This window comes from Aquibacillus salsiterrae (genome assembly GCF_028416595.1).
GTDB lineage: Bacteria > Bacillota > Bacilli > Bacillales > Amphibacillaceae > Aquibacillus_A > Aquibacillus_A salsiterrae.
In genome coordinates, this window is record NZ_JAMQKC010000007.1 from 44,436 (window position 1) to 66,011 (window position 21,576).

General features: G+C 37.1%; 24 protein-coding genes. 9 read left to right on the top strand and 15 right to left on the bottom strand.

What is annotated here, in order from left to right; all coding sequences use genetic code 11:
* Nucleotides 1–34 precede the first annotated feature (34 nt).
* A complete protein-coding gene (locus tag NC799_RS09865) occupies nucleotides 35–676 on the bottom strand; it encodes a hypothetical protein (RefSeq protein ID WP_272446285.1) in 642 nt (213 codons plus the stop codon).
* 149 nt (nucleotides 677–825) lie between these two features.
* On the opposite strand from NC799_RS09865, the gene NC799_RS09870 reads away from it, so the two are divergent.
* Nucleotides 826–1,002 carry a DUF2929 family protein gene (locus NC799_RS09870; RefSeq protein ID WP_272446286.1) on the top strand — a complete coding sequence of 59 codons (177 nt, stop codon included), beginning with the start codon at nucleotides 826–828 and terminating at the stop codon, nucleotides 1,000–1,002.
* Between the two features lie 78 nt (nucleotides 1,003–1,080).
* On the opposite strand, the gene NC799_RS09875 is transcribed toward NC799_RS09870, so the two are convergent.
* Nucleotides 1,081–1,410: a hypothetical protein gene (locus NC799_RS09875; RefSeq protein ID WP_272446287.1), complete on the bottom strand. Its 330-nt coding sequence runs from the start codon at nucleotides 1,408–1,410 to the stop codon at nucleotides 1,081–1,083.
* A 97-nt stretch (nucleotides 1,411–1,507) separates the two neighbouring features.
* Between NC799_RS09875 and NC799_RS09880 the strand changes: the two genes are divergently transcribed.
* Nucleotides 1,508–2,329, top strand: coding sequence for an undecaprenyl-diphosphate phosphatase (locus tag NC799_RS09880; RefSeq protein ID WP_272446288.1), 822 nt, complete (start codon nucleotides 1,508–1,510; stop codon nucleotides 2,327–2,329).
* Nucleotides 2,330–2,440: 111 nt separating this feature from the next.
* Here NC799_RS09880 and NC799_RS09885 read toward each other — a convergent pair whose 3' ends face one another.
* Together NC799_RS09885 and NC799_RS09890 are read right to left on the bottom strand one after the other, a co-directional pair.
* Entirely contained in the window at nucleotides 2,441–2,752 is a 312-nt protein-coding gene (locus NC799_RS09885) for a metal-sulfur cluster assembly factor (RefSeq protein ID WP_272446289.1), read from the bottom strand.
* 74 nt (nucleotides 2,753–2,826) lie between these two features.
* Nucleotides 2,827–3,591: a prolyl oligopeptidase family serine peptidase gene (locus tag NC799_RS09890; protein ID WP_272446290.1), complete on the bottom strand. Its 765-nt coding sequence runs from the start codon at nucleotides 3,589–3,591 to the stop codon at nucleotides 2,827–2,829.
* 148 nt (nucleotides 3,592–3,739) lie between these two features.
* Here NC799_RS09890 and NC799_RS09895 point away from each other — a divergent pair, with 148 nt between their 5' ends.
* From NC799_RS09895 to NC799_RS09910, 4 genes are all read left to right on the top strand, one after another.
* The gene (locus NC799_RS09895) at nucleotides 3,740–4,564 is read left to right on the top strand and encodes a Cof-type HAD-IIB family hydrolase (RefSeq protein ID WP_272446291.1); all 825 of its coding nucleotides are present in this window, start codon (nucleotides 3,740–3,742) and stop codon (nucleotides 4,562–4,564) included.
* Nucleotides 4,565–4,674: 110 nt separating this feature from the next.
* On the top strand, nucleotides 4,675–4,797 hold the full coding sequence (locus NC799_RS09900) for a competence protein (RefSeq protein ID WP_272446292.1): 123 nt from the start codon (nucleotides 4,675–4,677) through the stop codon (nucleotides 4,795–4,797).
* Nucleotides 4,798–4,827: 30 nt separating this feature from the next.
* Nucleotides 4,828–5,016 carry a DUF3813 family protein gene (locus NC799_RS09905; protein ID WP_272446293.1) on the top strand — a complete coding sequence of 63 codons (189 nt, stop codon included), beginning with the start codon at nucleotides 4,828–4,830 and terminating at the stop codon, nucleotides 5,014–5,016.
* A gap of 225 nt (nucleotides 5,017–5,241) precedes the next feature.
* Complete coding sequence (locus tag NC799_RS09910; RefSeq protein ID WP_272446294.1) at nucleotides 5,242–5,505, top strand: NifU N-terminal domain-containing protein; 264 nt, start codon at nucleotides 5,242–5,244, stop codon at nucleotides 5,503–5,505.
* Between the two features lie 121 nt (nucleotides 5,506–5,626).
* On the opposite strand, the gene NC799_RS09915 is transcribed toward NC799_RS09910, so the two are convergent.
* Both NC799_RS09915 and NC799_RS09920 read right to left on the bottom strand, forming a co-directional pair.
* Nucleotides 5,627–6,490, bottom strand: a complete 864-nt coding sequence (locus NC799_RS09915; RefSeq protein ID WP_272446295.1) for a BsuPI-related putative proteinase inhibitor — start codon at nucleotides 6,488–6,490, stop codon at nucleotides 5,627–5,629.
* A gap of 63 nt (nucleotides 6,491–6,553) precedes the next feature.
* Nucleotides 6,554–7,399 (bottom strand): YitT family protein, encoded by an 846-nt coding sequence (locus tag NC799_RS09920; protein WP_272446296.1) that lies wholly within the window; start codon nucleotides 7,397–7,399, stop codon nucleotides 6,554–6,556.
* A 615-nt stretch (nucleotides 7,400–8,014) separates the two neighbouring features.
* Here NC799_RS09920 and NC799_RS09925 point away from each other — a divergent pair.
* The 3 genes from NC799_RS09925 to NC799_RS09935 all read left to right on the top strand — a co-directional run bounded on the left by NC799_RS09925 (nucleotide 8,015) and on the right by NC799_RS09935 (nucleotide 11,406).
* Complete coding sequence (locus NC799_RS09925; RefSeq protein WP_272446297.1) at nucleotides 8,015–8,875, top strand: DegV family protein; 861 nt, start codon at nucleotides 8,015–8,017, stop codon at nucleotides 8,873–8,875.
* Between the two features lie 133 nt (nucleotides 8,876–9,008).
* Nucleotides 9,009–9,875 (top strand): SDR family oxidoreductase, encoded by an 867-nt coding sequence (locus tag NC799_RS09930; protein ID WP_272446298.1) that lies wholly within the window; start codon nucleotides 9,009–9,011, stop codon nucleotides 9,873–9,875.
* A gap of 169 nt (nucleotides 9,876–10,044) precedes the next feature.
* Complete coding sequence (locus NC799_RS09935; RefSeq protein WP_272446299.1) at nucleotides 10,045–11,406, top strand: MATE family efflux transporter; 1,362 nt, start codon at nucleotides 10,045–10,047, stop codon at nucleotides 11,404–11,406.
* A gap of 99 nt (nucleotides 11,407–11,505) precedes the next feature.
* On the opposite strand, the gene NC799_RS09940 is transcribed toward NC799_RS09935, so the two are convergent.
* The 9 genes from NC799_RS09940 to NC799_RS09980 form a co-directional block, all read right to left on the bottom strand.
* The gene (locus NC799_RS09940) at nucleotides 11,506–12,951 is read right to left on the bottom strand and encodes an alpha-amylase family glycosyl hydrolase (protein ID WP_272446300.1); all 1,446 of its coding nucleotides are present in this window, start codon (nucleotides 12,949–12,951) and stop codon (nucleotides 11,506–11,508) included.
* A 277-nt stretch (nucleotides 12,952–13,228) separates the two neighbouring features.
* Nucleotides 13,229–15,076 carry an asparagine synthase (glutamine-hydrolyzing) gene (gene asnB / locus NC799_RS09945; RefSeq protein ID WP_272446373.1) on the bottom strand — a complete coding sequence of 616 codons (1,848 nt, stop codon included), beginning with the start codon at nucleotides 15,074–15,076 and terminating at the stop codon, nucleotides 13,229–13,231.
* A gap of 375 nt (nucleotides 15,077–15,451) precedes the next feature.
* Nucleotides 15,452–15,823, bottom strand: coding sequence for a YisL family protein (locus NC799_RS09950; RefSeq protein ID WP_272446301.1), 372 nt, complete (start codon nucleotides 15,821–15,823; stop codon nucleotides 15,452–15,454).
* Between the two features lie 75 nt (nucleotides 15,824–15,898).
* On the bottom strand, nucleotides 15,899–16,399 hold the full coding sequence (locus NC799_RS09955; RefSeq protein WP_272446302.1) for a GDYXXLXY domain-containing protein: 501 nt from the start codon (nucleotides 16,397–16,399) through the stop codon (nucleotides 15,899–15,901).
* On the bottom strand, nucleotides 16,396–17,607 hold the full coding sequence (locus NC799_RS09960) for a DUF2157 domain-containing protein (protein ID WP_272446303.1): 1,212 nt from the start codon (nucleotides 17,605–17,607) through the stop codon (nucleotides 16,396–16,398). The genes NC799_RS09955 and NC799_RS09960 overlap by 4 nt, the downstream gene beginning before the upstream one ends.
* Nucleotides 17,608–17,614: 7 nt before the next feature.
* Nucleotides 17,615–18,802, bottom strand: a complete 1,188-nt coding sequence (locus tag NC799_RS09965; RefSeq protein ID WP_272446304.1) for a DUF418 domain-containing protein — start codon at nucleotides 18,800–18,802, stop codon at nucleotides 17,615–17,617.
* Nucleotides 18,803–18,949: 147 nt separating this feature from the next.
* A complete protein-coding gene (locus tag NC799_RS09970) occupies nucleotides 18,950–20,443 on the bottom strand; it encodes a DUF4153 domain-containing protein (RefSeq protein WP_272446305.1) in 1,494 nt (497 codons plus the stop codon).
* A gap of 112 nt (nucleotides 20,444–20,555) precedes the next feature.
* Nucleotides 20,556–21,188, bottom strand: a complete 633-nt coding sequence (locus tag NC799_RS09975) for a hypothetical protein (RefSeq protein ID WP_272446306.1) — start codon at nucleotides 21,186–21,188, stop codon at nucleotides 20,556–20,558.
* Nucleotides 21,185–21,517 carry a PadR family transcriptional regulator gene (locus NC799_RS09980; protein WP_272446307.1) on the bottom strand — a complete coding sequence of 111 codons (333 nt, stop codon included), beginning with the start codon at nucleotides 21,515–21,517 and terminating at the stop codon, nucleotides 21,185–21,187. Before NC799_RS09980 ends, NC799_RS09975 begins: the two co-directional genes overlap by 4 nt.
* Nucleotides 21,518–21,576: the final 59 nt, after the last annotated feature.

A 21,576-nucleotide genomic window follows, 5' to 3' on the forward strand; every position in this document is an offset into this window, starting at 1 on the left:
GATTTTCGTAAACGACAATTATATTAAAATTCTGTTAATAGAAATCCTTATACAATTCATAATGGTCATCCAATTCAGCTAAGCGTTTTTCCATAGGTTTAGATTCATCCACAACGATTGTACCTTTCTCTTTATATTCCTCTCTTTCGTTCTTTCGTTTGATTATCAAAAGGTTTGTACCTAGCACCCTGTCACTCGTTGCGATAACCTGTAATAATGATTCGATAAAATCACTTATATAAACGGCTTCTCTTTGAAATCGCGTTGAATCAAATCGTATATATTCGTCTTGAAAAAAGATCCCATCATAATCACGAGGTATCCATTCTCCATATAACAATGGCAGTTTAACATAGCAAGTGTCGTCCAACACCTCATTTTCTTTTCGAGTGGTACAAAAGTTATATACTTTTTTATTTCCTAATTCTGGCAGGGAAAATCTTTCTTTATCTTCGGCAACTTCAAAAACAATGTAATCCGACTGTTTACTATTATGGAGCAAATCATCTGAATGCTCTACATGTGTGAAAGAGCTATTACGGCCAACAAACATAGATAAATTATCCTTTTTGTCTGTATCGATTATATCTAAGCCAATTACTTCCTGCCCAGTCGCCAATAAATATTGAACAATATGAAAACCAATCCAATGGAATGACCCCGAAACTACATACATAGGTTCACCACCTAAACAAATTACTTTATATAACATATGAAAAGATCATTTAAATAATGAAAACAGACAAACTTATTTAAGTTTTGTTTATTTTCTTACGGTGATTTGGTAAAATAAAAAAAGAGTGTTAAAAAAACGAGGTGAACTAGATGCGTTACATATGGACAATCATTTGGGCTATTTTATTAAGTTTCCTAGTATCTTATGTATTAACAGCGATGGCAGGAGAAACCTTCCAATTTGGACCAGTATTTGCGGTAGCTGCCATGTTTATTATCGCAATAACAACTATTGGTGACGGTGTATTAAAGGAAGAACAAGAATAAAATAAAATTGTAAATAGTCAATTGACTATTCACAAACCCTTGCCATTTGAATGGCAAGGGTTTGTTATTACGACCTTTTTAATACCAAGGTAAAGCACTTAATGCAACTAATGCAGTTAGTGGTAATACAAGCCGTCTAAATGCTCCTCCTGGACCATAACCAAACCCAGGTGGATAGCCGTAGCCTGGGTAACCATACCATGGATAACCATAACCAGGATAGACTCGGTCTGTTTGTTCATTACGCAAATTAGGCACAGCTAAGTAGACATTTTCGTTATCAATTCCGGTAATAATACCATCAACTTTCATCCCGTCAGTTAATTCGACTAATACATAACGATGAATATGCTTCTTACATAATTCATACATATGATGGTGATTATGTTGATCATGGGGTCTTACCATATTAAACACTCCTTCCTTTAGTCACATCACTAATTTATTCAAAATGCCTAGATAATGTGATAAAGGTAGTGCATAAAAAAAAGTGAGGGATACTTTTATGGACAAACTGACGGAATTTTATTTATTACTAAAGTACACTTTTTTAGGACTTTTCCAAGGATTCACCGAACCAATTCCAATTTCATCAAGTGGACACTTAGTTTTATTACGGAACTTATTTGAACTTGATATTAAAGGGCTGTCCTTTGAAGTGTTAGTTAATTTTGGTTCACTTATTGCTGTACTAATCATATACCGCCACGATATTATACGACTAGCAACAAATGGACTCCGGTTTCTGTTATCACGGGACAAGCGGGCTAAAGCAGATTTTGATTTTACTTTGTATTTAATCATTGCAACCATTCCTGCTGGAGTAATTGGAATTTTATTTGAAGATCAAATCGGAGAAATATTTAGCGCCCCACAAATGGTTGGGATTACTTTGATTGTTACAGGCTTAGCATTATGGATTATCAGAAACTTAAAAGGAAGTAAAAATGACGGTGCGCTTACCGTTAAAGATGCAATCATTATTGGGATGGCACAAGCGGTGGCATTAATTCCTGGTATCAGTCGCTCTGGAGCAACCATTGTCGCAGCAATGTTACTTGGGATGAAGCAAGAAACAGCACTTCGGTTTTCTTTCTTAATGTATATCCCTGTTAGCTTGGGTACGTTCATCCTTTCTGTGGAGGATATTGTTCAAGACAAGAACTTTTCTTATTTATGGATACCTTATGCATTAGCATTTCTTGCATCTATTATTGCTACTTATTTTTCACTTAAATGGTTTATGAACATTATGGCAAAAGGAAATTTAAAATATTTTGCATTGTACTGTTTTATCGCTGGCGGAGTAGCCATCTTAGTCCTTTAATAAACATGCGAAAAAAATATGAGCTCTTTTAAAGAGTTAATCATACGAGGTTTTATAAACTAGCAAATCCCCCTTTCTATGTGTAAGAAAGAGGGATTTTATTTCACATTATCAATCTGGAATTCCTAATGCAATTTTAGCATAACGGGACATTCGGTCTTTTGACCACGGTGGATTCCAAACAATATCTACTTTTGTATCTTTGACCTCTGGAATATCCTCTAACACCCGTTTTACATCTGCCTCAATATGTCCTGCCAACGGACACCCCATTGCAGTTAACGTCATTGTTACTGTTGCGATACCATCATCATCTAAATCCACACCATAAACAAGCCCTAAATTGACAATATCTATTCCAAGCTCTGGGTCAATCACATTCTCTAGCGCACCCATAAGGTTTTCTTGTAATGCTTCATCCATATTGGTTCCTCCTTTTATTTCTTTATAACCATTATAAACATAAATGCCATATAAATTAAATAATTCAAATCACACTATAACTGAAGTTCGAACCATTTAACAGTTTCAACAATCGCAAACCGACTAACCTTATGGCCACGTTTCACTTCCCGTAAGAAACGAATGTTCTCTGGGTTTTTATAGTGGGGTACCATATGTTCATAAAAGCGATAAGCATGATCGAACGGTACAACAGGATCATTTTCCCCGTGCCAAAAAAATAACGGTCGTTCATTCAATTTATCTACTTGTTTCGATAAGTCAATTTTTTCTAAAGAATGATAAATCCCTTGAATTTGTTTGTCAGAATACGGTATGTCTACTCCTGATTTCTTCATATTCTCAACAAGTGATTGGGCATACTCGGTTATATTTGGAGAACCCATCAAAATAGCAGCAACTTCAATCCAATCATATTGTGTTAAAGCAGCAGCAGTTGTTATTCCGCCCATACTCGTCCCTGCAATACCAAACCGGTTTTCTTCAATGAGATTATCAGCTGTTACTTGTTGATAAATAATCGCTAAATCTTTCAAATTTTGTTCTACTATCGCAAAAAAGCGAGCTTCCATTTCCTTAGAAGGTAAGTCACCATTTCTTTCCCCATGAAAAATAGCATCAGGCAATAACACACGATAACCCTTTTCAGCCATGAGAAAAGCTAATGGTAAATTATGTTCTTTCGCACTTGTAAAGCCATGAAAGTACGTTATGGTAGGAAGTGGCGCTTCCTTTTTTGCAGAATCAACGACAACTAACACAGGAATCGATTGCCAATATTCTTTATATATACCTATCATATTATTTACGGTCCTTTCTTCTGTGTTTATTATGAACATATCCCTATCTTATTATTTCATGGATTAACTTGCAAAATTTAACAACAAAAACTTGTTCTTTACAGATATTTTGTTGTAACTTAGACTAAACTTATCTAGGGGGAATAGCATGAATATGAAAAAGCATTTAATTGCTTTAGATCTTGACGGAACACTATTGACAGACGACAAAATAATTAGTGAAAAAACGAAGCAGATAATCATGAAAGCAAAACAAGAAGGTCACCTAGTGGTAATTGCAACAGGAAGGCCCCATCATGCAAGTATTGAATACTACGACCAACTAGAGCTTGATACACCAATGGTAAACTTTAATGGTGCCCTTATTCATCATCCAAAAGATAGAAAATGGGAGGTTTTACATAGTCCCCTTCCGAACCGTACAGCAAAAAAAATAATTCAAACATGTTATGAACTTGGTGTTGATAATATTATGGCTGAAGTTTCTGATGACATTTATTTGGACAGGTATGACCAAGAAATAATCGATATCTTTTTCCCTAAAACTTCAGAATTAAAAATAACAATTGGAAGTATTAAAAATGAATTAACAGATGATCCTACTTCACTGCTTATCTACCCAAAAGATGAACACATCGATGACCTTAGACAACATTTAGATGACAATCATGCTTCAGTCATTGAACATCGCAAATGGGGTACGCCGTGGAAAGTCATCGAGATTGTTAGAAAAGGGATGAACAAAGCTGTTGGCTTACAACGGATTGCATCGTACTACAACATTGACCAAAAACATATTATTGCCTTTGGTGATGAGGATAATGATTTAGAAATGATCGACTATGCAGGTGTTGGTGTTGCAATGAATAATGCTATTCCTAAGCTCAAAGACATGGCCGACCATGTAACAAAATCAAATCAAGAAGATGGAATTGGTCGGTTTTTAAATGACTATCTTCACTTAAAAGCTTAGCTTTTTACCAAAAACTACAATACATCGTTTGTCTCAAGCTACTCATACTAAACTTGAACGCAAAAGCGTTCAGGTTTTTTTCATTTTGTTTATCCTGGGGGGAATTAATCTTGAGTAGAAAAAGTAAATCTAAACGTTTTACTCAACAAGGTGCAGATTCCGTTAAAAAACATGATGAACGTTTTCCTTATCGTTCACGGTTAAGTGATGCAAACGAAAAGGGAAGAGCGTAAAAGACCAATTTAAGTAGGAGGTTATTTTTGATGGCTAACAACTTATTCCAACAAGCAAAAGAAGCAGTTAACCGTATTACAAACGGTCAAAACATCAATCAGCAGGATAAACAAGCTGCACAAAATGCTATCCAATCTGCCTACACGGATGCTACTCCAGAAGAGCAACAAGAATTGCAACAACTGGAGCAACAGCTTCAACAAAGAAACGAACTTTAAATGCGTGAGTTTTTTCTGGGACTGGCTTATCATGTCAGTCCCTTTTTTTTTAAAAAAACATCACGCATCAACGCTTTTGTTTCTTCCATTCGACAACACCCCTCAACATTCCCCAGGAAATAAATGATTGCAACTAATTTATTAACAACAGTTTCTTTTGAATTTGACAAAATTCTGCTATGATTATTAGAGACAATGCAAAGAATCATATTAGGAGGATTTTAAATGAGTGTTCGTATTGAAGCTACACCTAACCCTAACGCAATGAAATTTACAACTAATTCCCTTATCTTTGAAGGCAATAACAGCTTTTCCATCATGCCGGGTCAAACTAGCGAGTACAAAATATTAAATGATTTAATGGCTCTAGACGGTGTGGATAATGTGTTTGGTTTTCAAAATTTCATTACTGTGAATAAGAAAGTTGATATAGAATGGGAAAGCTTGTCTGATCAAGTTAAAGAAATTATCGAAAACAACGGTTATTAACATAAGAAAAGCGCAAGGCGCCTTCTAAAACGTCCTAAATAAAAGTTTAAAGAAACGAAAAAGCATTTGCTCGATTGGAGCAAATGCTTTTTAAATGTGCAACAAATTTAACTGCCGTCTATTATTGAAAACGATCAAGTGGGAGATACTTAGATGACGTTGGTCCTCCATTGTCGATACTTTTTTCATATAAAACAAGAGTTAACGTACCATTTGTAGGCAGTATATCATCGGAAATCGAAATCTCTAGTTCAAATGAATTCCAAGCTTCTTTTGATTCTACTTCTACCTTTGTTTCCTCGACTAGCATGTTATGACCATCTTCCACATTATAATAAAATTCACTAGAAGAAGCTTGAACTTCACCTGTAATTGTATATTTTCCTGCTTGACCATTAACTTTTACATTCCTAAATACAGAATTATCACTAGAGTCTTGTCCAACATCAAAGGTGCTTTCTATTTGGAATAGGTTAGCTTCAACCGTTTGTTGATTTACTTGATCCGGTAATAACGTGTAGTTAACGGTATAAGTTCCCGGTTCAAGAGCTGGCTCATCCCACCCTTCAGTCCATGTCAATTTATCTGAAGGATCAATTACTTGTTCTACGATGGCATCAGCGAAAGCTTTACTATCAGAAAGTTGATATACCTTTTCCCCTTTTTCATTCTCTACCGTTATTTCATATTGTTGACCTGAGGAGAATTTTAATGTTACTGCTTCGTCATTATTATTTATTATTTCGATGTTAAAGGTAATCGCCCCATCTGCCTGTTCCATGGATGCATCCATTTCCATCTTATTTAAACTAGTATCAACCTCATTAGAATCTGGTGCTTGGGTTTCTGCATCGCTTGCACCTGCAGAACCTGTTCCGCCTTCACTATCCTGAACAGCTTGACTAGGTTGTTCTAAAGTACCACATCCTGCTAAAAACAAGATAATGAGTGCCATCATTGCTAAAAATTTGTTTGTCATTGTCATCAATTAAACCCCCTTCATCTTACTTAACTTTTCATTCGCAGAAAAAGTTGGAAAGGTTTCAGTTTAATCATTTCTTTTGAAAAAACCGAAAATCCCTGCCGTTTCTACTACATTCGTAAACGCATGTGGATCGACTTCCCTAATAATTCGCTCTAGGTCATACAATTCATACCTCGTAATAACAAGGACCATCATATCTTTTGGCTCTTTAGTATAAGCACCCCTGGCAGGCAAAATCGTTATTCCACGTACCATCTGTTTATGAATCTCTTCCTGTAGCGCATCTGCCATTCTGGTTACGATCATCGCTGTTACCTTCTCATGGCGAGTATGGATGGTGTCAATTACCCGGGTGGATACATAAAGTGCTAAAAGAGTGTATAGAGCATTTTCAGGTCGATTAATAAAACCTGCTAATACGATAATAACACCATTTATTAACATTAGGTACCCACCAATTGGTTTATCTTTTACTCTTGAAATAACCATGGCTATAATATCAGAGCCTCCAGTTGAAGCCCCCCACTTTAATGTTATTCCGACACCTAAACCACCAATGACACCACCGAACACAGCATTTAGCATAATATCATCCGATAAATGGAGGATTGGCAATATTTCTAAAACTAGTGTAGTAGTTGCAACGGATAGAAAGCTATAGATGGTAAACCCTTTACCAACTCTTAACCAGCCTAAAATAGCTACAGGAATGTTTAAGATGAACAGGATAATACCTGTACTTAAATTAATTTTCATAATGTCAACAAAAATGGTTGATAAAATCTGAGCGATACCCGTAAAACCACTTGCATAAACATTAGCTCCAATGAAAAAGAAATTAAGTGCTATGGCATTAAGCACAGCCCCTAAAAAAACGATAATAATACGTTTTGCCTCAAATAAAAACAAACAAAACTTCCTCCCTTTATATATTACAATATTAGATACCCTGTTAAATACCCGACAATTGTACATGATAATCCATTACAAGAAAAGCATAGGCGCCTTGGTTAGCCCCGACAAGCTTAAGCAGAAAATCTATGTGGCGCTCTTTGCCACAAAGATTTTTCGCTTAAGACCTCGAGGGGCTAGGCGCCGGAGCTAGACAATCAAGAAAAGCGTAGGCGCCTTGGTTAGCCCCGACAAGCTTAAGCAGAAAATCTATGTGGTGCTCTTTGCCACAAAGATTTCTTGCTTAAGACCTCGAGGGGCTAGGCGCCGGAGCTAGACAATCAAGAAAAGCGTAGGCGCCTTGGTTAGCCCCGACAAGCTTAAGCAGAAAATCTATGTGGTGCTCTTTGCCACAGAAGGGATCATCTTATGATCCCGACAAATTTTTCCTAGCTTACTTGAACATAATATTTTTGACTAAAGATGAAGCACCGATTAAACTATAGTTAAACGAAAGTAAAATTTGGTAAACCTTCTCTTATTGTTCTCTGAATTAACTTATACATACTTAGGGAATCAAATGGTAATTGTATGAAGTATATTGCTCTCGAAAAATCATAGGGGGGTAAAGAAATGAACGTGAAAATTATTACCGATTCGGCATGTGACTTATCAAAAGAACACTACGAAAAGTATGACATCGAGATGGCTCCATTAACTGTACAACTAGACGATCAAATTTATGAAGATGCCAAAACAATTTCCGCTACAACAGTCTATCAAGCAATGCGCGATGGAAAGGCACCGAAAACGTCTCAAGTAGCGCCACATACATTCAAAGAAATTTTCGAGAAGTATGCTCAACAAAAACAACCTTGTGTGTACCTTGGGTTTTCGTCGGGGTTATCAGGAACTTACCAATCGGCTAAAATGGCAGAGCAGGAGGTTAAGGAGGAATATCCTGATTTTGAATTAGAATGCCTTGATACAAAGTGTGCCTCACTTGGATTTGGTTTAGTCGTCATTCGAGCAGCCCAATTAGCGGGTGAAGGGGCTAGCGTGAAAGGGATTGTAGAAGTTTGCTCATATCATGCGAGCCATATGGAACACATTTTTACAGTTGATGACTTAGAATATTTATACCGAGGCGGAAGAGTTAGTAAAACTGCTGCATTTGTTGGTACTTTGCTAAAAATCAAGCCGTTATTACATGTAGAAAACGGCAAACTAATTCCACTTGAAAAGATTCGTGGGTCAAAAAAAGTATTAAAGCGGATGATTGAAATAATGGAAGAACATGGGAAAGATTTAACAAGTCAACCAATTGGCATTAGTCATTGCGATGATTTAGATACTGCCAATCAATTAGCCGACATGATAAAGCAACATTTTCATACAGAAAACGTTGTAATCGAATTAGTAGGTTCTGCTGTAGGTGCCCATGCAGGCCCTGGAACGATTGCACTTTTCTTTTTAAATAACTCTTATAAATAATTATGACGCTCGGGGATTTTGGAACAAACCTCCCGGGCTTTTTTTTGTTTTTAGGACAAAAAAATTAGCTAAAAAATAGTTAAATTTAGAAAGATGGACAACACTAAGGCATATTAGAATGAGGAGGAAAAGTATGTCTAGTAACAACAAAAAACCAATTTTACCAAAGCAGCATCAAAATAGGCAACCAGGTTTTGAATCCGAAATGACGCCATCACCCCAATATATCGACCCGGCTTATGAAGGGAGCAATAAGCTAAAAGGCAAAGTAGCCATTATTACAGGTGGTGACAGTGGGATAGGTCGCGCCGTTAGTATCTATTTTGCAAAGGAAGGTGCTGATGTTGCTATTCTTTATTTTGACGAGCATCACGATGCAGAACAAACGAAAAAGCTCGTAGAAAAAGAGGGCCAAAAATGCAAAATCATTAGTGGCGATGTGGCTGATTCAACGTTTTGTGACTCCTCTGTTAAACAAGTCATCGATGAGTTTGGCCATGTCGACATACTGGTAAACAATGCTGCGGTTCAATATCCGCAACAAGACATCCTTGACATTACCAATGAACAACTAGAAAGAACTTTTCAAGTAAATATATTTTCTTTCTTCTACATGACCAAAGCGGTATTACCTCACCTAAAAAAAGGGAGTTCCATTATTAATACTTCATCAATCACCGCATATAAAGGTAATGAAATGCTTGTTGATTATACTAGTACAAAAGGAGCGATTACTGCCTTTACTCGTGCCCTATCACAGCAAGTGGCGAAAAAGGGTATCCGTGTTAACGGGGTTGCGCCGGGGCCTATTTGGACACCTTTAATACCGGCAACTTTTAATGAACAACAAGTTTCACAGTTTGGCTCAGACACACCAATGGGAAGGCCTGGTCAAACCCATGAATTAGCACCAGCATATGTTTATTTAGCAAGTAACGATTCGAGTTATGTCACTGGACAGATGATCCATGTCAACGGTGGCGTAGTTGTTAACGGATAGCCATTCAACTATCCGCGTTTGTTTGCACATGCCCTGACTCAGGGCATGTGCTTTTTCCACTTTGTTAAATTTTCAATCATTCTTATTTCCCTATTTACTTTTTCCACCTATTAAACTAAGATGAATTGGATTGAATTTTATTCATAAAACATATGATTGGACTTTTTCTATGACAAAAAAACTAACAACAAAAGAGTTAAGTCTATTTGCTTTAACTTGGCCGATTTTTATTGAAATTTTATTATACATGTTAATGGGAAACGCAGATACATTGATGTTAAGCCAATATTCGGACTACTCGGTGGCTGCTGTTGGGGTATCTAACCAAATTATTTCCGTCGTCATCGTAATGTTTGGATTTGTCGCAGCTGGAGCATCAATTTTGGTTGCCCAAAATCTTGGTGCGAAGCAAGAAAGTACAGCCGGAACAATTGCAGTGACATCCATTAGCTTAAATCTTTGGTTCTCACTTGTGCTAAGCTTGGTTTTATACTTTTTCAGTGATCCTATCTTAAATTTAATGGATTTACCTGCCGAATTAATGGATGAGGCAATTACTTATATGAACATCGTTGGTGGTTTTATCTTCGTACAGGCGTCCATCATGACTGTTGCGGCTATTTTGCGTAGCTATGGCCATACAAAAGATACGATGTACGTAACAATTGGCATGAATATCGTCAATGTCATAGGCAACTACTTCGTTATCTTTGGACCGTTTGGCTTCCCTATCCTAGGAGTACAGGGTGTAGCGATGTCAACAACCATTAGTAGGTTCCTAGGTTTTATTGTTTTATTATGGATTTTATGGAAGAGAAGTGACTATTCACTTCCAGTTGCATCTTTTTTTCGGTACAAAAAGAATCATGTTAAAGCATTACTAAGTATTGGAGTCCCTTCTGCTGGGGAGCAATTGTCTTATAATACTAGTCAAATGGCTATTACTTATTTTGTGGCCCAAATGGGAACGGTTGCTATTACGACCAAAGTATATGTACAAAACATCATGATGTTTATTTTGCTCTTCTCCATTGCAATCGGACAAGGTTCACAAATCCTTATAGGTCACATGATCGGGGCTGGAAATATCGAAGGTGCCTACAAGCGGTGTATGAAGAGCTTGCAAATATCTATTTTCATCTCGCTGTTTGTTGCTGTCGTTGTTTATTTTTCTAGTGATTTCTTGCTAGCCATTTTCACTGATAATTCATCAATCATAGAAAAGGGTGCACTTCTGTTACTTGTTACAGTTTTACTTGAACCTGGTAGGGCGTTTAACTTGGTTGTCATCAGTTCCTTAAGGGCGACTGGTGATGTTAAGTATCCTGTTTATATTGGAATTATCGTTATGTGGGGAATTGGTGTCACATCCGCCTGGTTCTTTGGCATATTCCTTGGCCTTGGACTGATCGGAATATGGATTGCATTTGTTGCTGATGAATGGCTAAGAGGTCTTTTCATGTTAAAACGTTGGCGCTCTAAAGAATGGGTTAAACGTGCCTATATAAAAAAGGAAAAGTCAGCTGTATAATGTAACGACAATAGCTTACTAATTGGAAAAGGTCTAGCAGTGCGCTAGACCTTTGTTTCTTCCGAGATAAGAAAGTGTATAAAAGGATTAAAGAGCTGTCTAGCTCCGTGCATTTTTCTTATTTTGTTTACCCAAATAAACTACTCCAAACACAAATCCACCTAACACAATTAAAATGAAGGAAACAAATAGCCAGTTGATTCCAGTGTCTTCTTCCACAATAAATATATCTGCTGTTTCTCTATCTAACGCAATTTTGTATTGTCCATCTTTCAACTTTCTGACAATGTTGTCTTGTAACAACCCTGTCAATTGCTTTCCTTCAGGGACATCAGTTATAGCTATTGTCTTTGTTTCAACGTCATTGTTAATTGCTACATAAATCGCTTGACCATTATATTCCCGTTTATATAAGCTCATCGCACCGTTAGATGCAATCACTTTAAAATCTCCCTTTGTCAAAGCAGGGAATTCTTGTCGAATCGCTGCCAACTTGTTGATATAGTTATTTAGCACATCATCCCCACCATTCAATTGGGCCATACGATGGTCAGGTTCGTCCACGCCGTTGTCCATTGGAATTTCTGTACCTTGGTAAAGAACAGGCACACCAGGAACAGTATACAGATACGTAAGCGCTAATTTCCATCTAGTAGAAGGGTTCTGTGCTTGCTTAATCATTTCCCTTGTAAACCGATTGGAAAACAGGTTATCAAAATAACGCGCCTTCTGCGATGTCTCCTGTAATCCAAGTAAAACAGCCTCAATTGGTACCCCAGCCTTCTTAAAGGCCGAGATAGCTGCTTGATCTTTTTTTACAGTTGTTGTATTTGCTAAATCATCACCTGTTATCGAATCAATTAAAATTGTTGCATCCTTATTTTCCGCATAAATATTTTGTTGAAACTGTTCGACAAAATCAATGGAGGTTTCATTATTGACATATAATCTAAAGCCATCAATCCCAGTCTCTTTCACCCAAAAATTAGCTATGTCAATAAAGTAACGCTCAACCTCTGGATTAGCGATATTAACACCAATTAGTTGTTGCCCAAATATGTCCGTAGACTTTTGAGTAATCCAAGCTCCCTTTTCCATTTTCCATGGATGATTAGCACTTATTTGTGTAATCGGTAAATCAACGATTACTTTGATATTCATTTCATGGGCTGCGTCCACTAACTCTCTAAGGTCATCTATTGTACCAAAGTGTTCGTCTACACGTTGAAAATCAACAATGCTAAAACCATGATATCCGTTCCCATCATTATCCATTACTGGACTTAAGTTAATCGTACTAATACCTAATTCTGCTATGTAATCTAACTTTTTGGTAATTCCGACTAAATCTCCACCATGGTAAGCATCTTTATCTTTGATATCAATATCAAAGTCATTTGAAGCGTCACCATTCATAAACCTATCAACAAGTATGTAGTAGATAGCTTCCTGTTCAGACCAATTTTCTTCCGCAACTACGAAGCTAGCACTTACTAAAAGTAGTGGGAGACAAAGTATTACACTTCGCCATGTATGTTTAATCAATAAAAGTCCTCCTTTTTTGGGCAAATGGTTGGTATGTGTCTACCTAGTTGATCCAAAGTTTAAAGTAATCATTCGATAACCGTTCTATTAAGCAGGAACGAACAATCAACATCTATTTCATTCAACCCCTATCTATTATGCTAGTATCACCGGAAAAGTCAAAGCTTTTTCACAAAACTGTCATAATTTGTTTGTCGTGTAATTGGTGTCTATGCCTGATATTATAACAATACAAGGTCTAACCCACTTAAAAACCGTGGATTAGACCTTGTTTTCGTTATGCTTCAATTTTAATATCGTAATGACGTAACCAATGATCAATTTGACCGAGGTGAGCCAGTAATTGTGGGCCGGTCATTAGCTGGCCAAACCAAGGCGCATCAATTTCTTCTCCTTCACTCTCGACAAGCTTCCGAATTGCTTCTTTATCAAATATTTCAAATAACCGTGCATTGGGATCTTCTAAGATTTCATTCATCCATGCAATAACAGCATTTTTGTATACAGGATTATGCGTTTTTGGATATGGACTCTTCTTCCGGTAAAGAATATCATCCGGAAGTAGTCCTTCTAAAGCTTTACGAAGAATTCCTTTTTCACGGCCTTTATACGTCTTCATCTCCCAAGGAATATTCCACACATACTCGACTAACCGGTGATCACTAAACGGAACCCTAGCCTCAAAACTTGCGCCCATACTCATGCGGTCCTTCCGGTCAAGAAGATTTGGCATAAACCATAGCATATTTAAATAGAACATCTGTCTTCTTTGTCGTTCAATCTCATTGTCCCCTTCAAATGCAGGTGTATCATCAATCGTTTCTTGATATCTTTTTAACATATAGTTTTGTAAGTCAAGCTTTTCTTTCCATTGATCATTTAAGAGAGAGTTCCTCACTTCAGACGAACGAATCCACGGAAAGCCTTCTCTTGCTAAATCATCTTCACGGTAAAACCATGGATAGCCTCCAAAGATTTCATCTGCGCACTCACCAGATAATGCAACCGTCACTTTTTCCTTTACTTTTCTGCAGAACCATAATAAGGATGAGTCAACATCAGCCATTCCAGGCAAATCTCTTAGCTCCACTGCCTCTTTAAGCATATCCGCCAACGTTTTATTATCAATTATAAAATTATGATGATCTGTTTCATGTTTATCAACCATCTGCCATAGAAAGTCCTGGTCACTATTCGGCTGAAAATCACTCTTTTCAAAGTATTTGTCGTTGCCTTCGTAATCAATGGAGAACGTTTTAAGTGTTCCTTTGTTATGCTTTTTCAAGTAGTTAGCAGCAATAGCTGTAATTGCACTAGAATCGACTCCCCCTGATAGGAACGTCCCAAGCGGAACATCAGATACTAATTGTCGCTCAACCGCATCTGTTAGTAAAAAGCGAATTGTATCTGCTGTTTCCTCCACATCATCGGTATGTGCTGTACTTGTGACATTCCAATACCTGCGCGTTCTAAAGCCATTCTTATCAAAAATGCCTATGTGTGCTGCGCGTAATTCATTAATGCCTTTAAAGACACCGTGCCCTGGTGTTCTTGATGGACCAAGTGCTAATACTTCACTTAACCCCTCTTTATCAATAACTGGATCAATTTCATCATGAGCAAGTAATGCTTTTATTTCTGATCCAAACAGGATTCCGCCGTTTCTTTCAGTATAAAATAATGGTTTCACACCTAAGCGGTCACGAACTAGAACTAATTGTTCTTTAACCGGATCCCAAACTGCAAAGGCAAAGATACCATTTAATTTATCAACACATGATTCTCCCCATTCGATATAGCTTTTTAGTAATACTTCTGTATCTGAGTGGGAATCAAATGTCCAATTTCTAGTAAGTAACTCCCTTCTTATATCCTCTGTGTTATATAATTCCCCATTATAAACTAGGACGTAATTAGATTTATCTTTAGCACGTTCCATCGGTTGTTTTCCACCTTCTGGATCGACAACAATTAGGCGTTGATGGCCGAATGCAATGTGATTTGATATCCATTCATTAAACTCATCAGGCCCGCGATGAAAAATTGCACTAGCCATTTTTCTAACGTTAGTCACTTCTTTTGATAAATCTCGTTTGAAATCTACCCAGCCTGTTATTCCGCACATATTCAATCAACACCCCTTTAAATCTAGATAGGCCACTATACATCCATATGATAAAAGTGCCCAGAGTGTGAAAACTTTTTTGAAAAAGTGTGCCTCGGCACCGTTGGCGAGGCTCGCTCGGGAGTCAAAAAGGAATCCTGAACCTAAAGATCCCCTATAAAACTAAGGAAAATCAACGCCTTGGTCACCCCCGACAAGCTTTTTTGCTTAAGACCTCAGGCGAGGTAGGCGCCGGGATCTAGACAGCTCTTAGATCTTTTTATTTCTTATCTTTAAATAAAAGAAGGAAGAAACGTTTAACAATATAAACGTTTCTTCCTTCTTTTTGTTTGGACTTTTTCAGTGGCCTAAAGGTTTAGTGCTAAGTTTTTTTGGTTACGAGAATAGGGCAAGGCCCATTGGCAGACGCCCAAATCCAAGTATTAGCACTAATACAAATGCAATGACAAATTGAATCCAAAACGCCTTCGTCGGCTTATTCTTCGACTGTTTAACTAGAATCATCTCAAGCGCTGCAATTACCCATAATCCAAGAAAACTCTTAGTAATAACTTCCCCTAACATTGTTCCAAGTGTGAAATACTCAGACAAAAGTGACCCACCCGAATAAAGAATGAACAAATAATCTAACCGCAAAATCATATGCAGAATTTTACCAGACTTTTTTCCTTGTTTATAAAACACTAAAGCCAAAAAGAACAGAATTAACGCGAGTACCCATGACGTAATATGTAAGTGTGTTGTCAAACTTCTCTCCTCCTTTTAAGGTCAAGCATATCATATCATGTTTTGGTTTTGGTTTCATCGTTTATACGTTTCTTTTTAATCTAACGAGACTATTTTCTTCTGCCCCCACGGAGCGATTGCTACAGTTACAATCATTTTTCCAGACTGTTCATAATTCTTTCCACTGCCGTCTTCAATATAATAACGGCCTAACCCATAGTCCACATGCATAACGCGATCATATGAGTCGCGGTAAAGGTACCTCCCTTTTAGCATTACTTCTTTTGCCCCCACTTCGAGTCTATCTGTTGAGCCCTGAACTACTTGATACGTGCCATCGTCAGTTTCTTCGACCAACACATAAACAGTATCGCCATTTTCAGGCTCCTTATCTCCTTGCCATTTGGACTCATCGATTTGTTCAATCTCATAACGCAGTGTCACATAATCACCGTAAAAGATGTCTTGTGGGTCCACCGGCAGTGTTTCTAGCTTAATTGTTTTACCAACTTGATCAATTAAATAATAGGAAAGAGACATGCCAACTAAAAACAACGCTTGCAATGTGATAACGAAATAGGTTAGTAGCCGTTTCATCTAGTTGTCTCCTCCTTATTTTCACTCTTCATCTGTCTTCTTTTTCGCTCCAACAAATAACTTAAGGTAAATAGGAGAATTCCTCCGATAAAGAAAAATAATGATTTATTTAGAAAAGCCCACGCTAACTGGACGTATGCAATGAATGTGCTAATCAAAAAGGCAAACGTACCATGATATATTCGTTTAGTATCCACCACTTGATAGCCGTTTAAAAGTAGTCCGAGCGAGAAAATAAATAGAGCTAACATCGCAATCATGTCTCCAAATGGAAAATAGAAAATTGGCAAGAATAGGACAACCTCAGTGAGCTGCTCATATGATTTTCTCCATATCTTTTCAACAAGAATTAAACCAAACAACACAAACCAAACCACGAGGAACACAAAGTTATATTCCATCTCCCAAGATAAGAAGTAGGTACCATTAAGGATAAATATGTGAAAAATGTTCCAGACAAACATCGACAATACGCCTATCCTATAGAATGGTATCTTGATCGATTGCTCATTCGCTACACGACTTAGAAAGTAAATGACTAGCATAAAACAGACAAACCAAATATATTCAAAGCGTTCTAAAAAGGTAAACACGAGTGATTGAATCATGAAGCTTGTCACAAATAGATAGCTGTATAAGTACCTCGCATGATGGTACGTAAAATGACCAAATGCAAAAACCAATAATAAGAACAACCAATAATTAAATGAGCTATACACTGCGGCACTATACAACTGTCCAACCGTTGTTATGAATATAGCAACAGCAAAGAGAGGTGCTCGCTGGTAAATAGCAAACAAGCAAAATCCTGCAACAGACCAAATAACGAATGGAGTTGCAGCAAAATACATGTAATTATACAATTGACCTGTGAGAAAAATACCAGCTCCAAAAACAAATAACCCAATAATGATTAAACAAATTCCGACGGTTTCTGTTCTATTACGGTAAACATGTTCCCCAATCAGGTAAAAACCTAACATAAAAAATAAGATGATAGTCATCTTCGCTAAATCTGGAATCAGCGACCAGTTTGAGGCAATAAATGTTAAAAAACCTAATCCAATAAATAGACTAGCGAACAATAATAAAAGTACTCTCCCGTTTCTTTTTGGATACAAGCCCAGAATTTTGTCTTTCTGCTCTTCTGTAATAATTCCTTCCTGCACCCATTTTCGTGACTCTTTTTTTAATAACTCTTGATTCATCAACTGCTCATCCCCTTTTCACCATCCGCTTAATGGCAAAATTTTGGCCATACATGAGTACTCGCCATAGCCACTCCAATGGACCAAACTTGTACCGCTTCATCCACCATTTACTTGCCAGTATTTGAAAACAATAAATTACTAACACGATGATGACACTTCCAAATGGACTAACTTTTCCGTATAGACCAAGGCCAACCGAATAAAACAGCCAGAAGCTAATAACAGATTGCAAAATATAGTTTGAAAGTGACATTCTCCCGACATAAGTGAATGGGACCAAATATCTTTGTAAATTCCTTTTTTGGTAGAGAAGCGTAAGACTGATTATATAAAAAATGGCTGATGCAGTACCACCAATGATATCCTGTGGAAAAGATAACCATGTTGGATTACCTACTAGGTATGGTCCAGCTTTTCCGACGATAAACAAAACAAGGGTAATAATCCATAACCTTTTTAATACAGTTTTATTTACTTCCACATCATGCAGCCAGCGTTTTCGAGCAAACACCATTCCTAACAGAAACAATGGTAGTAAGGTGCAGATTAAAAAGAAATAGCCAAACACTGTATTGGTATTAGCCCAATCCTGATAATTTTGTTGAAGTACTTCTATGTATGTCCCCTGTCCATAGTTGGCAAATGCTTGGCTAATCGCTTGATTATCGACTACATCCAATTGATCACGGAACTGATAAAGTAAATAGGTATATAAACCTGCTGGGATAAGTAATAAAGAAAAAGCCCAGAGCGTTAGTGTTCTATTTGTACGCTTAAAAAACAAGAACAGAAACATCCCTATCAAACCATAGGATAATAAAATGTCGCCATGCCATAATAGAAACGCATGAATCAGTCCAAAGCATAGTAATACAAACAATCTGCGAAAAATGAAAGTATTGATTTTCGCTGTTCTTGTAGACAACCGGTCGATAAGCATCTGAATGCCAAAACCAAACAAAAATGAAAAAAGTGTATAAAAGCTAGCCTGGAAGAAAATATCAATAAATGATTGGGTCATGTAGTCTATTGAACTACTAAAGTATTCCTTCTCGCCACCGTACAAAAAGAATGGTGCATTAAATGCAGGGACATTAACCATAAAAATTCCTAAGATGGCAAACCCTCTTGCCGCATCAATCCATGCTAGTCGATCATTCGTGTCTGAAAGTGGTCCATTAATTTTTTGCATATTTTGCATCCCCCCACCATGTAACGTCAATTGTATCCTAAACGAAACAGTTACTCTACACATTTGACGCTCACATTGGTTCTAGTGTTTCACTAAAAAGACAAGATGTTTAAAATTTGTGTGAATTAAAGTAGGTGGTGGGAAAACCTACTCAAGCTCTAAGTCCTTTAATCTGCCCACAACATGCGCTTTACTTATATTATACGATTGCCAGTTTGTTTCCTGATCGTTTGCCCACTTAATTCTTCGCGATAAGATTGACCTCAACTCAGGATAATCCGGATTTTTTTCATACAAATCGATTAATCCATCAACACCTGTATATGAAAGTCTATTTAAATAATCAACATCAATTTTACCGGACTGCACATACCTTTCCATATTATATTCAACAATAATTTTATCTAACGGCACAATGTTGAGCGCTGTGTAAAAGAGTAACGCTGTAACAAAATAAAAGTGACGTAATGCTAAATGCTCCATCCAGACTCGCATTAGTGTATAAGCAAAAATAATAAGTAAATAAATCATAAAGGCATGGGCCAAAATGCGGTCAAATGTAAACCCATAAGCGGCTTCATACAGGCTCAAGCGTTGGAATGCTGAGGCAAGCATCACCCCACTAACCACTACTAACGATGAATAAAGCACCTTTAACAACATGTTTGTTCGAGGACCGATTTCGCGGACAGTGGTTAGGCACGCAATCAATACCGTCCAGTTAATTAACGTAACTAACACTAATTCAAAAAAACCTTTTCTAGCATATTCCGCATACGTTAAGCCTTCTTGCAAAGCAGTACCAAAAAAATAACTAAATTGAATAACGGTAAATAGCAGATAGACGCTATTTAACAATATAAGTATAGTAGCAACGACGACACCATCTAATTTATACACATCGTGTTTGACAAGAGGAAACTCGCCTCTTCCGGCTTCAAGTTGTTTCTGCTTCACTGTATGACTATTGGTGGTTAACACTTGAAAAACACCAAAAAAGACAAATAAGTAAAAGATGACAATCAGTGAACGTAACAACTGTTCTTGAAAATCAAGTTCCAAGATTATATTTGGAATACGACCAACAAGACTTTCAAAAACACTGTCAGCTGACATTAATAACGAAGTGACGATGCCTAGTAGTGGAACACCTATTAACAGACCAAGTCCAACTCTTTTTATCATCGTGGCTGTTTTTTCATCGATATTTTTAAACAAGTACCGGAAACAACTAGAGATAAAACGGTTGTTGTAAGAAGCAGCATAAAGTAGTTTCTCAAATAGCTTTTGAACAAAGGGTAATGAAAACCATTCAAGGCGCTTTGCTGAAGTTATCAAAACAATATGTGTGAAAATAAGCCCTGGAATCAGGAGGATGTTCAACCAATAAAAAAAGAAGTGATCATACAAAAAGTAACTGATAGACAATAGCCATATCACAAGTACGAGTAACATACCCATTCGTCGATGAGTAAACATGACAGTACGAAAGTGTACAAAAAACACGGCATAAAACGCTGTTACAAATACGAGATAAGAAATACCTATCTCACCATGAAAAAAGCTAAGTTCTGCTAGGATTGCAAGACCTAAACAGACGAGTAGAAACAATAAATTTTGTTTTGTCAGTTGCTTTTCCATTTAAAAACCACCTTACATCGTTTTTCTATATACATAGCATTTCTATGTATATGATCAAAAAAATATCTGGACTACAGTGGCACTGATGACAGACACAGCACCACGCCAACAGTTACACAGAAGCCTTCTTCCCCCACCTATAGCCAAGCACGCTAATCGGATAAAGTAATGCCGTAAACCCAATACAAATGAGGATAAATTTAATGTTCAATAGTGGTTGGAACCATTCCATCGGTATAATACCAAACACAGTCAGATTCATTAAAAGTACATTCGGGGCAATACAAACAAGAAAAGTTCGCTTTAACATTTTCCTCCCTCTTGGTCCAAACTCCTTACCAATTTCATAACCGAGTAATGCCCAAAAAACGAGATAAATCATAATGATTATCGCTGGAATCGATGTGAGGTAAGACCAGGTGATCTCAATCAAACTCCAATCCAACAAGTTGTAACCGATCGTTAATAGGCCACCACCAACAAACAAACAACTATTAAAAATAATAAAAATAAGTTGTGTTTTTCTTGGTGTGATGACTATTTCTTCCTGCCAAAGTTTGGCAATTTCAGCAGGAGTACCTAGTCGTTGTTCAATTTTCAAATACTGATCTTGATGATTAGCGTCGTCTTCTTCGGCAATAATTTCCGAAACATGTAACTGATATTCCATTAAAATTTCTTGTTTATTAGGATAGTTACCTAGCGATTGATCAAGATTCTTCATGAATTTATCAGCAGTAGTCATGATTCATTTCTCCGAATCAAGTTGTTCATCACTTGGACATAACGATGCCATTCACTTGTTTTCTCTTCTAACATTTCTTTACCGTCGGCTGTTATTTTATAGTATTTTCGGGCAGGACCCTTTGTTTGATTTTCCCAGTAACACTCGATGTATTCCTGCTTTTCTAACTTATGCAGGGCAGGATACAGTGTACCTTCTTTAATTTGAAAATGATTATCGCTACGTTTTTCCATTTCTTTGACAAGCTCATAGCCATACATATCGCGCTCATTTAGCAGTTGTAATACAAGTAAAGAAGTACTCCCCTTTACCAGTTCCCGATTAAACATATTATCACCTACCTAGTAATATGAGGTATAGTCTTATAATACCTCATATTACTAGGTAA